Origin of the sequence: Mycobacterium sp. 94-17, assembly GCF_035617725.1 — a bacterium.
GTDB lineage: Bacteria > Actinomycetota > Actinomycetes > Mycobacteriales > Mycobacteriaceae > Mycobacterium.
This window is the reverse complement of sequence record NZ_JAPIYN010000038.1, coordinates 1-14,162: the sequence shown is the minus strand read 5'-3', so window position 1 is coordinate 14,162 and position 14,162 is coordinate 1. Positions and strand designations below refer to the sequence as shown.

Here is a 14,162-nt window from a genome sequence, read left to right as displayed (position 1 = left end):
CCATCCAACCGCGCCCGCTCACCCTCATCCAACAGATCAATCGACAAGACCCGCCGCGACAAATCCGCCGTCACGACGCCTCACCCAGAGCCGCCACCATTCCCGCCAACACCCGCTGCAACCGATCCATCATCGACGCGATGGTGGTCGCGTCGAACACGTCGGTATCGAATTCGACGCGAAGGCGCAGCTCGGTGCCCGGCAGAGCCAGTACCGAAAGCGGGTAGTGGTTGTATTCGCGGGAGTTGACCTCGGTGATCGCCAGCTCTTCGGTTCCCGGGACCGTCGTGGTGTCGATCGGGTAGTTCTCGAACACGAACAGGGTGTCGAACAACTGATCGTGGCCGGTGGCCCGATGGATGTCGGCCAGCGCCAAGTGCTGGTGCTCGAGTGTTTGGTGGTAGACGCTTTGCAGGTCGTCGAGCAAGTCGGCGATGGTGGTTGTCGGCGTGATACGCGACCGCACCGGCACGGTGTTGATCAGCAGCCCGACCATCGAGTCGGAGCCGACCAACTCGGCCGGCCGCCCGGAGACCGCCGTGCCGAAGGCAACGTCGTCCTGGCCCGTCAGCCCCATAAGCAGCTGGGCCCACGCCGCCTGCAGCACGATATTGACGGTGGTGTGCGACGAACGCGCCAGCTCGCTCACGGATTGGGTGATCTGCTCGGGCACCTGATGCGACACCACGCCGCGCGGCCCGAGCCCTGACCGCCCCGGCAGACCCACCAGCGTCGGGGTTTCGAAATCGGCGAACACCTCGCGCCATGCCGCGTGGGCGGCAGCCCGATCCCGAGACGTCAGCCAGCTGACGAAGCTGCGGTACGGCGGGGCGGCAGGCAGCCGCTGCTGGTAGTAGCTGCCGATGATCTCGCGCAGCAGGATGGGCTGCGACCAGCCGTCCATCACGATGTGGTGGTTGGTGAGCACAAACCGGTGACGATCCGTTCCGGTGCGGATCAGCGCCGCCCGGAAGGCCGACTGGCCGGCCAGGTCGCGGACCGCGACACGTTCGTCGGCACGCAGGCGCTCGACCTGCTCCTCCGCTTCGCGGTCGGCGACGCCGTCCAGGTCGACATACCGCCAGGGCACCGCGGGATCGGCCGGAATAACCTGCACCGGCTCGTCGAACTGTGCGCAGAATCGGGCCGCCAGGTTCGGATGCCTGTTCACTGCCGCACGCACCGCTTCGTGCACGCGGACCGGGTCGAGGGCACCGGTAATGGTGATGTCCAGCTGCACCGCGTACAAGTCATCACCGGTGTCGCGCGCGGTGCTGGCGTGGAACAGCAGCCCCTGCTGCAAGGGGGTCAGCGGCAAGACGTCGGCGACCTGATACTGCTGCTGCAGCTCGTCGAGCTGCTGCCGGCTCAGGCGCGCGGGTGCGATATCCGACGGCGTCAGCCCGCCGCCGCCCCCGCGCACATGCGCGCAGATACCGGCCAGGGCGTCGAACCACAACTGGCTCAACCGGGCCACCTGGGCGTCATCCACTGCCGACTGCGCCCACCTCCAGTTGGCGTGCAGCTGCGGACCGGTGTCGGTGTCGACGGTGACTGCGCTCAGCTCCAGGGTGTGTGCCAGCGGAACGGGTAGCGCCGCGGTGACGCCGGTCAGCGACAACGCATCCTGGCTGATCCGCCAGAAATCCCTGGACATCTCGGTCGCCCCGGCGCCAAGCCGCCCCAGGTAGTTGAACCCGATCGCCGGCTCCGTCCCGCCGAGCTCGATCTCGGGGTTCAGGTAGCGCAGCAGACCATAGGTCAGCGGGTCCGGCAAGGCGCGAAGCTGCTCTTTCGCATCCTTGATCACCGCGCCCAACGCGGCGTCTCCGGCGACGACCTGCGCCCAGCCCAACCTGCCGACGGCCAAGGCCACGGGGTAGATGGCGGTGAACCAGCCCACCGTGCGCGAGAGGTCCACATCGGCGGCCAGCTCCTCCTCGCGCCCATGGCTTTCCACGTTGATGCCGATCGGCGCGCCACCGGTGCCCAACAACTGCGCCACCGCCAGCCCGAACGCGACCAGCAGAATGTCCTGCACTCCGGCATGGAACGCCGCCGGCACCTCACCGAGCAGCATCCGCGTGGTCTCGGCATCCAGCTCCACCGACATGTGCCCGGCAGTGGCGAACGTGTCCACCGCGGGCTGCAACGCCGGCAACGCCGCCGGGGTCGCCGCCACCTGCCGCCACGCCTGGGCCCGCTCCACGACCTCCGCGGCCTGGGCGTGTTCGGCCAGCAACGACGCCCACCGGGCGAACGACGTACCCGGAGCCGGCAGGGCCACCGGCTGCCCGCTGCGATGCTGGGCCCACGCGATGTTGAGGTCCTCGATCAGGATCCGCCACGACACCCCGTCGACGGCCAGGTGGTGAATGACCAACGCCAGTTGACCTGCGGGCGCCACCCACAGCGCGCTCAGTACCGCCCCGGTGGCCGGGTTCAGCCGCGACCGCGCCGCTACCAGCGCCTCCTCGGACAGCACCTGCACGGCCTGCACGCACCCGCGCGCATCCACCGAGCCGGGCTCCGGCACCCGCAGCGACCAACCGCCGGCGCCGTCGTCGTCGATGCGCAGCCGCAACATGGCATGCCGATCCACCAGGGCCTGCAACACCGCCACCACGTCGTCCTCGGTCACCCCCGACGGGGCCTCCAGGACCATGGTCTGGTTGAACTGGTCGACCGGCCCGCCGAGGTCGCGCAGCCAGCGCATGATCGGGGTGGCCACCACCTGGCCCACTCCCTCGTCGACCGGGCCGCCGTCGTCGGCCACCCGCACCATCCGGGCCAGCCGGGCCACCGTCTGCTCGACGAAGATGTCGCGCGGCCGGCACACCAGGCCGGCGGCCCGGGCGCGGGACACCACCTGCATCGACAGGATGCTGTCGCCACCGAGCTCGAAGAACGACTCGTCGACCCCGACCCGCTCCACGCCCAGCACCTGGGCGTAGATGCCGGAGAGGATCTCCTCGACCGCGCTGGACGGGGCGCGGTAGCGGTCGCTCTCGCTGTATTCGGGTGCCGGCAGGGCACGGGTATCGAGCTTGCCGTTGGCGGTCAGCGGCAGCGCCTCGATCGCCACCACCGCGGTCGGCACCATGTAGCCCGGGAGCCGCTCGGCCATCGCCGCGCGCAGCGAGGCGACCTCGGCAGTTCCGGTCACATACCCCACCAGGCGCTTGTCGCCGGGGCGGTCCTCGCGGGCGATCACCACCGCCTGCTCGACCCCGGCGCACCCGGCCAAGACGGCCTGGACCTCACCCAGCTCGATGCGGTACCCGCGAATCTTGACCTGCTCGTCGGCGCGCCCGACATACCGCAGCTGCCCGTCGGCGCCCCAGCACACCAGATCGCCGGTGCGGTACATCCGTGCGCCGGGCACTTCGGCGCCGGCGAACGGGCACGCCACAAAGCGTGACGCGGTCAGCGGAGCCCGGCCGACATAGCCGGCCGCCAGGCCGCCGCCGGCCACGTACAGCTCTCCGACGACGCCGGTGGGCACCGGGCGCAGCCAGCCGTCCAGCACGAAGAAGCCCAGGTGGGCCAGCGGCACCCCGATCGGGCTGACCGCGTTGTCCACGTCGACGTCGACGATCTCGCGCAGCGAGGCGTGCACCGTGGTCTCGGTGATGCCGTACATGTTGATGAGCCGTGGCAAACCGGGGTGGTTGCGCAGCCAGGTGGCCAGACGCTGCGGCTCCAGGGCTTCCCCGCCGAATACCACCGTTTCCAGCTTGAGCTGGTGTCCCAGCTCCGGCGAGAGCGCGTCGGCGGTTTGCAGGGCGTAGAACGCCGAGGGGGTCTGGCTCAACACGCTGACCTGTTCGGCAACCAGCAGGGCGTGCAGGTCCTCCGGCGAGCGGACCACCTCGTCGGGCACCATCACCAGCCGCCCGCCACCCAGCAGGGCACCGAAGACCTCCCACACCGAGAAGTCGAAGGCCAGCGAATGGCACTGCGTCCACACCTGTCCGGCCAACTCCATCCCGGCGTCCAGCGACTCCAGCAGCTGGGCGACGTTGCGGTGCGGAATGGCCACTCCCTTGGGCACACCGGTGGTGCCCGAGGTGTAGATCAGGTAAGCGATGTCGTCGGGGGCCGGCACCGGCAGGGGGTTGCTCGGGTAGGTCTTGATGCGGGGGTCGTCGATGTCGACGACCAGCAACTCGTGCCCGGCCAGCCGGGAACGCAGTTCCGTGGTGGTGATCGCGGCCATCGGCGCGGCGTCACCGAGCATGAACTCCATGCGCGCGGCAGGCTGCGTCGGGTCGATCGGCAGGTAGGCGGCCCCGGTCTTGAGCACCGCCAGCACCGCGACGATCGCCTCGGCGGAACGGGGTAGCAGCAGCGCGACCCGCTGCCCCGGGCCTGCGCCCTGGTCGGCCAGCATGTGCGCCAAGCGGTTGGCGGACTCCTCCAGCTCGCGGTAGGTCCACGACCGCTCGCCACAGCTGATCGCCACCGACTCAGAGGCGCGCGCCACCTGCGCGGCGAACAGCCCCGGGATGGACGCCAGAGTGGACGCGGGCTGCGTCAACACCGCCTGGTTGCCCCAGGCCTCGAGACGCTCGTGCTCGGCACCGTCGAGCAGGTCCATCGACGACAGTCGTCGGGTCGGGTCGGCGGTCATGACCTCCAAGACCCGCTCCAGCCGCTGGATCAGCATGTCGATGCCGGCAGCGTCGAAAACGTCGGTGTCGTATTCGACGCGCAGGGCCAGTTCGAGGCCCGGTGCGGCCGCCACCGTCAGCGGATAGTGGTTGTACTCGCGAGTCGTGAACTCGGTGATGGCCAGCTCGTTGTCGCCCGACAACCCGGCCGTGTCGATCGGGTAGTTCTCGTAGACGAACAGGGTGTCGAACAGCTGGTCGTGGCCGGTCATGCGATGGATCTCGTTCAGCGCCAGGTGCTGGTGCTCCAGCGTCTGGTGGTGGGCGCGCTGCAGCTGGTCGAGCAGGTCGGCGGTGCTGGTGGTCGCGCCGATCCGTGCCCGCACCGGCACCGTGTTGATCAACAGGCCCACCATCGATTCCGCGCCGGGCACCTCAGTCGCGCGGCCCGACACCGCCGTGCCGAAGGCCACGTCGTGCTGGCCGGTCAGTCCGCTCACCAGCTGCGCGAAGGCGGCCTGCAGCACGGTGTTGACGGTGGTGTGGCGCACACGGGCCAGCTCGGTGAGCGCCCGCGTGATCGGCTCGGACACCCGGGACGACGCAACGCCCCTGCGCCCCTGCGCCAACCGGCCCGCGGGGCCCAGCAACGTCGGCACGTCGAAACCGGCCAGCACCTCGCCCCACGCCGCGCGGGCGGCGTCGCGGTCCTGAGCCGCCAGCCAGGTGACGAAGCTGCGGTACGACGGGGCCGACGGCAACCGGTGCCCGTAGTAGCCGGCAATGATCTCCCGCATCAGGATCGGCAGCGACCAGCCATCCATCACGATGTGGTGGTTGGTCAGCACAAACCGGTGCTGATCGGCTGCGGTGCGGATCAACGCCACCCGGAACGCCGACTGGCCGTCCAGATCGCAGACCGCGGCCCGTTCGTCGGCGCAGATCGCCTGCACGTGCTCCTCGTCGACGTCTGCGGCGTCCGGCTCGACGTACCGCCACGCCACCACGGGCTCGGCCGGGATGATCTGCACCGGCTCGTCGAACTCCGTCCAGAATCGGGCGACCAGGTTGGGGTGCCGGGTCACCACCTCCTGCACGGCCTCGCGCAGCCGCTGCTGGTCGAGAGCACCGGTCACGGTGATGTCCAGCTGCACGGCATACACGTCGTCGGCGGAGCCCTGCACGGTGCCGGCGTGGAAGAGCAGGCCCTGCTGCAGCGGGGTCAGCGGCAGCACGTCGGCCACCTGGTAGTGCTGCTGCAGCTCGTCGAGCTGCTGGCGGCTCAACCGGGCCGGCGCGATGTCCGACGGCGTCAGCCCGCCGCCTCCGCGCCGCACGTGGGCGCAGATGCCGGCCAGCGCCTCGAACCACAACTGGCCCAACCGGGACACCTGGGTGTCGTCGAGTGCCGAGGGCGCCCACGTCCAGTCCCCGCGTAGCTGCGGGCCGGCGTCGGTGTCGGCGGTGCCGGCGTTGAGCTCCACGGTATGCAACAGCGGCATAGGCACGACCGCCGCCGCTTTGGTCAACGACCAGCCCTCCGGGCTGATTCGCCACAAATCATCAGAAAGCTCGGCCGGCGTACCCAGCCGCCCCAGATAGTTGAACCCGATCGCCGGGTCCGAACCGCCCAGCTCCACCTGGTCATTCAGGTGGCGCAGCAAACCATAGGTCAACGGGTCGGGAAGGGCGCGAAGCTGCTCTTTGGCGTCCTTGATCACCGCACCCAGCCCCGGCTCACCGGCGATCACCTGCGCCCAGCTCAACCCGTCCACGGCCAGCGACACCGGATAGACGGCCGTGAACCAACCCACCGTGCGCGTGAGGTCAACGTCGGGCGCCAGTTCCTCGTCGCGCCCGTGACCCTCGACGTCGATGCCGATCGGCGTGCCGCCGGTGCCCAGGAACTCCGCGAATGCCAGCGCGAACGCGATCAGCAGGATGTCTTGCACCCCGGCGTGGAACGACGTCGGAACCTCACCGAGCAGCATCCGGGTGGTCTCCACATCGAGCCTCACCGACATGCGCCCCGCCGTGGCAAATGTATCGACGGCCGGTTGCACAGCAGGCAACACCGCCGGGGGCGCCGCGATCTGTCGCCACGCGTCGGCCTGTTCCACCACCGCCGCCGAGCGCGCGTGCTCGACCAACAGGGACGCCCACCGTGCAAATGAGGTCCCACCCGCCGGCAGGGCTATCGGCTGTCCACTGCGAAGTTGGGCCCAGGCGATGTTGAGGTCTTCCAACAGGATTCGCCAGGACACCCCGTCCACGGCCAGGTGGTGAACGATCACCATCAACTGGCCGGTCGGGGCCACCCACACCGCACTCAGCATCACCCCCGCGGCGAGGTTCAACCGCGACCGCGCCTCCACCACCGCCTCATCGGACAACGCGTCCACGGTGTGCAGGCACTCGCGGGCGTCAACGGATCCCGGCTCGCGCGCCGTCAGGGACCACCCGTCGGGCCCGTTGTCGACGCGCAGCCGCAACATGGCATGCCGATCCACCAAGGCCTGCAACACCACCAGCACGTCGGCCTCAGACACCCCCGCGGGGGCCTGCGCCACTACCGTCTGGTTGTACTGATCGACCGGGCCGTCGACGGTTTCCAGCCAGCGCATGATCGGGGTCGCCACCACTGGCCCGGTGCCGTCGTCTTCCGGGCCGGCCTCGCCGTCGGTCACCCGAACCACGCGGGCCAGCTTGGCCACGGTCTGCTCGACGAAAATGTCGGGCGGTCGGCAGGTCAGGCCCGCCGCCCGCGCCCGGGCCACAACCTGCATCGACAAGATGCTGTCCCCACCCAATTCGAAGAACGACTCATCGACACCGACCCGCTCCAGGCCGAGCACCTGGGCGTAGATGCCGGCCAGGATCTCCTCGATGGGGCTGGCCGGGGCGCGGTAGCGATCGACATCCTGATATTCGGGTGCCGGCAGCGCGCGCTTGTCCAGCTTTCCGTTGGGTGTCAGCGGCAGGGACGGCAGCACCACCACAGCGATGGGAACCATGTAGGCGGGCAGCCGCTCGGCGAGCTTGCTCCGCGCCGCGGCCGGGTCGGCGGTGCCGGTCACGTAGCCGACCAGGCGCCGGTCGCCGGGGCGGTCCTCGCGGGCGATCACCACCGCCTGCTCCACCCCGTCGCACGCGGCCAGCGCCGCGCGCACCTCACCCAGTTCGATGCGGTAGCCGCGGATCTTCACCTGCTCATCGGCGCGCCCGACGTAATGCAGCTGGCCGTCGACACCCCACCGCACCAGGTCCCCGGTCCGGTACATCCGCGCGCCGGGTCCCCCGAACGGGCAACCGACGAAGCGCGACGCGGTCAATCCCGCGCGGCCGACATACCCGCAGGTCAGGCCGCGGCCGGCCACGTACAGCTCGCCGACCACACCGGCGGGCAGCGGACGCAACCGCGCGTCCAGCACGAAGAACGCCGCGCTCGACACCGGCGAGCCGATCGGAACCACGCCCGACCCGGCGCTCAACGGCGGACTGATCGCCACATCCACCGTGGTCTCGGTGGGCCCGTAGACGTTGATCATCACGCGTCCCGGCGCCCACCGGTCCACGAGCTCGGGTGTGCAGGGCTCGGCGCCCACCACCAGCGCGACCGAGTCCAGACCCTCGTGCGACAATGCGCCCGCGGCCGAAGCGGTCTGGCTCAAGACGTTGACCTGCTCGGCAATCAGCAACGCGCGGAAGTCTTCCGGCGAGGCAGCCACCGGCTCGGGCACGATCACCAGCCGCCCGCCGTCGAGCAGTGCGCCGAAGATCTCCTGGACCGAGGCGTCGAAGGCCAGGGAATGCCACTGCGACCACACCCCCGCCTGGGGCAGGTGGGCGTGCAGCGGTTCCATCAGCTGCGTCACGTTGTTGTGGCTGACCGCCACCCCCTTCGGGATGCCGGTGGTACCCGAGGTGTAGATGATGTACGCGAGGTTGTCGCCGGCCGGCGCCGGCAGCGCCGTGCCGGGCTGGGTGTCGATGGCGGGGTCATCGATGTCGACGATCACCAGGTCGTGCCCGTGCAGCCGGTCGACGAGCGCGCTGGTGGTGATCGCGGCGATCGGGGCGGCATCGCCGATCATGAAACCGATCCGTGCCGCGGGCAGCTTCGGGTCGATCGGTAGATAGGCCGCGCCCGTCTTGAGGACCGCCATGATCGCCACGATGGCCTCGGGCGACCGCGGCGCCAGCAACGCCACCAGCTCGTCCGGGCCGACGCCCTGGCCGATCAACAGGTGCGCCAACCGGTTGGCTGCCTCATCCACCTCTCGGTAGGTCCACGCGCGCTCGGCACCGCTGATCGCCACCGCATCCGGCGCGCGGTCCACCTGCGCGGCGAACAATGCCGGAATCGACGGCTGCGGCGGATCCGAGCGGGTCAACGCCGCCCGGTTGCCCCACTCGTCCAGGCGTGCGCGCTCAGCATCGTCGAGCATGTCCACCGACGACAGCCGGCTGGCGGGGTCGGCGGTCATGGCCATCAACACCCGCTCGAACCGCCCGACCAGCGCCTCGATGCTCGCCGCGTCGAACACGTCAGTCCGGAATTCGACGGTTCCGCCGATCCCGGCGGGCTCGCCGGCCTCGGTCCAGTGCTCACCCAGGAAGAAGGTCAGATCCATGCGGGCGGTGTTGGTGTCCACCGACAACGGGGAAATCTGCACGTCGCCCAGGCTCAGCTCGGCGAGGTCATTGTTCTGCCACGCCAAGGTCACCTGGACCAGCGGGTGGTGGGCGAGGCTTCGGGTGGGGTTGAGGCGCTCGACCAGAACCTCGAACGGCACGTCCTGGTGCTCGTAGGCGGCCAGGCTGCGGCCCCGCACCTGGGTCAGCAGCTCGGCGACGCTGGGATCGCCCTCCAGATCGACGCGCAACACCAGTGCGTTGACGAAGAAGCCCACCAGGCCGTCGAGCGCGGTGTCGCGGCGCCCGGCGATCGGGAACGCGACCGCCACATCGGTGCTGGCACTGACCTTGGACAACAGCACCGCCAGCGCGGCCTGGACCACCATGAAGCTGGTCGCGTTGTGGGCGCGAGCCACCTGAGCTACCCGGCTCTGCAGATCGGCCGACCAGTCCACCGCCACCCGGGACCCGTGCTGTTCGGCGACCGGCGGATAGGGCCGATCGGTGGGAAGCGGCAGGCGATCGGGCATCCCGGCCAGGGCCTGCTCCCAGTAACCCACCTGCGCGGCGATCGGGCTCTCGCTGTCGGACAGATCACCCAGCCGCTCGCGCTGCCACAGCGTGTAGTCGATGTATTGCACCGGTAACGGCGCCCAGGCGGGGTCCTGGCCCGCGGACCGGCTCGCGTAGGCCACCGCCAGGTCGGCGACCAGCGGATTGATCGACCACCCGTCGGCGGCGATGTGGTGCACCACGGCCACCAGGATGTGTTCGTCGTCGGCGGTGCGGAAAAGCTCCGCGCGCATCGGGATCTCGCCGGCCAGGTCGAACGGGCGACGCACCGCCGTGTCGATCGCGACCTCCAGCAAACCCTTCGGCCAGGCGGAGGTATCCGTGATCTGCCACTTGAAGTCGGCCCCCTCCAGGGGCACCACCACCTGCCGGGGGACCCCCTCGGGCGCAGCGAACAGCGTCCGCAAGCTCTCGTGGCGGCCCACCACGTCGGTCACCGCCGCGCCCAGCGCCTCGACATCGAGGTGCCCGCTGAGCCGCAACGCCACCGCCATGTTGTAGACCGGCGAGGGTCCCTGCAACTGGTCGATGAACCACAACCGGTTCTGGGCGAACGACAACGGCACCACGCCGGGCCGCTCCATCGCCACCAACGGCTCGACCCGACCCTGGGCGGCGCCGACACGCGGCGCCAACTGGGCAACCGTGGGCGCCTCGAACAGGGTGCGCACCGCGAGGCCGGCATCCAGGCTGGTGTTGATCGCCGCGATCACCCGCATCGCCGACAACGAGTCGCCGCCCAATTCGAAGAACGACTCGTCGACCCCGACCCGCTCCACACCCAGCACCTGGGCGTAGATGCCGGCCAGGATCTCTTCGACCGGGCCGGACGGCGCGCGGTAGTGCTCGACATCGTGGTACTCCGGTGCCGGCAGGGCGCGGGCGTCGAGTTTGCCATTGGCCGTCAAGGGCAGCGCGTCGATCACGCCGACCGCGGCCGGAACCATGTAGGAGGGCAGCCGCTCGGCCAGCGCGCTGCGCACCATGACCGGGTCCGCGGTTCCGGTGACGTAACCCACGAGGCGCTTATCGCCGGGGTGGTCCTCGCGGGCGATCACGACCGCTTGCTCGACGCCGTCCAGCCCGGCCAGTGCCGCCTGGACCTCCCCGAGCTCGATGCGGTACCCGCGGATCTTGACCTGCTCGTCGGCACGTCCCAGATAGCGCAGCTGTCCGTCGGCGCCCCAGCACACCAGGTCGCCGGTGCGATACATCCGTAGTCCAGGCGCGTCCGCGCTACCGAACGGGCACGCCACGAAGCGTGTCCCCGTCAGCGCGGCCCGGCCCACATATCCGCAGGCCAGCCCGCCGCCGGCGACGTACAGCTCCCCAACCACCCCGGCCGGCACCGGGCGCAACCACCCGTCCAGCACGAAGAAGCTCAGGTGGGCCAGCGGCACCCCGATGGGGCTGACGTTGTTGGCGACGTCGGTGTCGAGGATCTCGCGCACCGACGCGTGCACGGTGGTCTCGGTGATGCCGTACATGTTGATCAGACGCGGCGACCCGGCGTGGTTGTCCAGCCACGTTCCGAGCCGCTGGGGCTCCAGCGCCTCGCCGCCGAACACGACCGCCTCCAGCTTGAGCTGATCTCGCAGCTCGGGTGACAGCGCGTCGACGGTTTGCAGCGCATAGAACGCCGACGGGGTTCGGCTCAGCACGCTGACCTGCTCAGCAATCAGCAGGGCGTGGAACTCTTCGGGTGAGCGGGCCACCGACTCGGGCACCACCACCAGCCGCCCGCCGCGGAGCAGCGGGCCCCAGATCTCCCACACGGAGAAGTCGAAGGCCAGGGAGTGGCACTGCGACCAGACCCCGGTGCGGGGCACTTCTGCATCCAGCGATGCCAGCAGCCGGGCGACGTTGTGGTGGGTGACGGCCACGCCTTTGGGCACACCGGTGGTGCCCGACGTGTAAATGAGGTAGGCGATGTTCTCGGCGGCAGGCGCGAGCAGCGCGGTGCCGGGCCGGCTGTCGACGGCCGGGTCGTCGATGTCGATGACCACCATCTCGCGCGCATCCAGCCGCGCGCGGAGGTCCGCGACGGTGACCACGGCCATCGGCGCGGCGTCGGCCAGCATGAACTCGATGCGGGCGTCGGGATGCGCCGGGTCGATCGGCAGGTAGGCCGCCCCCGTCTTGAGGATCGCCAGAACCGCCGTGATCGCCTCGGCCGACCGGGGCAGCAGCAATCCCACGCACTCGCCCGGGCCCGCCCCGTGGTCGGCCAACAGGTGGGCCAACCGGTTCGAGGCCTCGTCCAGCTGGCGATAGGACCACGAACGCCCGCCGCAGGTGACGGCCACCGCGTCCGGAGTGTCGGCCACCTGCGCCGCGAACGACGCCGGGATCGACACCGCGGGCGGTGCGGGCCGGGTGAGCGCGGCCCGATTTCCCCACCCATCCAGTCGGGTTCGCTCGGCTTCATCGAGCAGATCGATGGACGAGAGCCGCCGCGACGGGTCTGCCGTGAGCGCCACCAGCAACCGCTCCAGCCGCTCGATCAGCGCCTCGATGCTGGCCGTGTCGAACACGTCGGTGCGGAACTCGACCGTCCCGCCGATCCCGGCGGGCTCGCCGGCCTCGGTCCACTGCTCGCCGAGGGAGAACGTGAGGTCCATGCGGGCGGTGCAGGTGTCGACCGGCAGTTGGGTGACCTCCAGGTCGCCCAGGGCCAATCCGGAAGCCGGCCCGTTGTCCTGGCGGGCGAAGTTCTGCCAGGCCAACACCACCTGCACCAGCGGGTGATGGGTCAGGCTGCGGGTGGGGTTGAGCCGCTCCACCAGGACCTCGAAGGGCACGTCTTGGTGCTCGTAAGCGGCCAGGCTACGGCCCCGCACCTGGGTCAGCAGCTCGGCGACACTGGGGTCGCCGGCCAGGTCGACCCGCAGGACCAATGTGTTGACGAAGAAGCCCACCAGTTCGTCGAGCACCGGGTCCCCGCGTCCGGCGATCGAGAACCCGACGGCCACCTCGCTGCTGGCGCTCAGCTTGGCCAGCAGCGCCGCCAGGGCGGCCTGGACCACCATGAAACTCGTCGCGTTGTGTTCACGGGCTACCTGGGCTACCCGCTGCTGCAACTCGGCCGACCAGTCCACCGCGACCCGGGCACCGCGGTAGTCGGCAACGGGCGGATAGGGGCGATCGGTGGGCAGCGCGAGGCGCTCGGGCATGCCGGCCAGCGCTTCCTCCCAATAGGCCAGCTGCCCGGCAATCGGGCTGTTGCTGTCGGACAGGTCGCCCAACTGCGTGCGCTGCCACAGCGTGTAATCGGCGTACTGCACCGCCAACGGCGCCCAGGCCGGGGCCTGGCCCGCGCACCGGCTGGCATAGGCCACACCCAGGTCACGCACCAGCGGGGCGACCGACCAGCCGTCCGCCGCGATGTGGTGCACCACGGCAACCAGCACGTGCTCGTCCGCTGCCACGCGGAAAAGCCTTGCCCGCAAGGGGATTCGGGCCGCGAGGTCGAACGGGTCACGCACCGCGCCGTCGATGGCCCCGGCAAGCTGCGGCTCGGACCAGCCCGCCGCATCGATGAATTGCCAGTCCAGGTCCGCCTGCTCGACGGCCACCACCAGCTGCCGGGGGATCCCGTCAACCGCGGGGAACAGCGTGCGCAGACTCTCGTGCCGGCCCACCACGTCGGCCAGCGCCGCACCGAACGACTCGGCATCGAGCCGTCCGCTCAGCTGCAAACCAACCGCCATGTTGTAGATGGCCGAGGGCCCCTGCAACTGGTCGACGAACCACAACCGGTTCTGGGCGAACGACAGCGGAATCACCGCTGGCCGCTCGACCGCCCGCAACGGCTCCAGCGCCCCCGCGCCGCTACCGATGCGCAATGCCAACTTGCCCACCGTGGGCGCCTCGAACAGGGCGCGCACCGCGAGACCGGCGTCCAGGGCCTTGTTGATCGCGGCGATCACCCGCATCGCCGAGAGCGAATCGCCGCCCAGCTCGAAGAACGATTCGTCGATGCCGACGCGGTCCAGCCCGAGCACCTGCGCATAGATGCCGGCCAGTATCTCCTCGGTCAGGGTGGTCGGGGCCCGGTAATGGTCGGTGTCCTGGTAATCCGGTGCGGGTAGGGCGCGCCTGTCGAGCTTGCCGTTGACCGTAAGGGGCAGGGTGTCGAGGACGACGATCGCGGCGGGGACCATGTAGGCGGGTAGCTGCTCGGCGAGTGCCGCGCGCATCCCGGCCGGGTCGGCGCTGCCGGTGACATAACCGACCAGGCGGGTGTCGCCGGGCCGGTCCGCGCGGGCGACCACCACCGCCTGGGTGACACCCTGCAGCCCGGCCAGTGCGGCCTGGACCTCACCGAGCTCGATGCGA

Annotated in this window: 1 protein-coding gene; it reads right to left on the bottom strand. The window is 70.2% G+C overall.

Features of this window, described 5'->3' with window-relative positions; genetic code table 11:
• Positions 1 to 70: 70 nt before the first annotated feature.
• The coding region (locus OQ789_RS25405; RefSeq protein WP_324689134.1) for a non-ribosomal peptide synthetase at positions 71 to 14,162 on the bottom strand (14,092 nt) is incomplete at its 5' end.